Below are 418 nucleotides of genomic sequence, written 5' to 3'. Positions count from 1 at the left end.
TAACCCGAAGGTCGTTGGTTCAAATCCGGCCCCCGCAACCAAAATGGTCCCGTGGTGTAGCGGTTAACATGCCTGCCTGTCACGCAGGAGATCGCCGGTTCGATCCCGGTCGGGACCGCCATTTTTTTGAAATATGGGTCAGTAGCTCAGTTGGTAGAGCATTAGATTGAAGCTCTAAGTGTCGGCGGTTCGATTCCGTCCTGACCCACCATATTTGCGGGTGTAGTTTAATGGTAAAACCTCAGCCTTCCAAGCTGATGTCGTGAGTTCGATTCTCATCACCCGCTCCAAGGGCCTATAGCTCAGCTGGTTAGAGCGCACGCCTGATAAGCGTGAGGTCGATGGTTCGAGTCCATTTAGGCCCACCATTATTCCGAAGTAGCTCAGTTGGTAGTAGCACCTGACTGTTAATCAGGTT

Annotated in this window: 4 tRNA genes; all 4 read left to right on the top strand. The window is 51.9% G+C overall.

Annotated elements, in window-relative coordinates:
• Positions 1 to 45 precede the first annotated feature (45 nt).
• The 4 genes from ACYQ73_RS28285 to ACYQ73_RS28270 all read left to right on the top strand — a co-directional run bounded on the left by ACYQ73_RS28285 (position 46) and on the right by ACYQ73_RS28270 (position 368).
• Positions 46 to 121, top strand: a tRNA-Asp gene (locus ACYQ73_RS28285).
• A gap of 14 nt (positions 122 to 135) precedes the next feature.
• Positions 136 to 211: transfer RNA gene (locus tag ACYQ73_RS28280), tRNA-Phe, on the top strand.
• 5 nt (positions 212 to 216) lie between these two features.
• Positions 217 to 290, top strand: a tRNA-Gly gene (locus ACYQ73_RS28275).
• 1 nt (position 291) lies between these two features.
• A tRNA-Ile gene (locus tag ACYQ73_RS28270) sits at positions 292 to 368 on the top strand.
• Positions 369 to 418: the final 50 nt, after the last annotated feature.

Source organism: Lysinibacillus sp. CTST325 (assembly GCF_054665055.1).
This window is presented reverse-complemented; position numbering and strand designations above follow the sequence as displayed.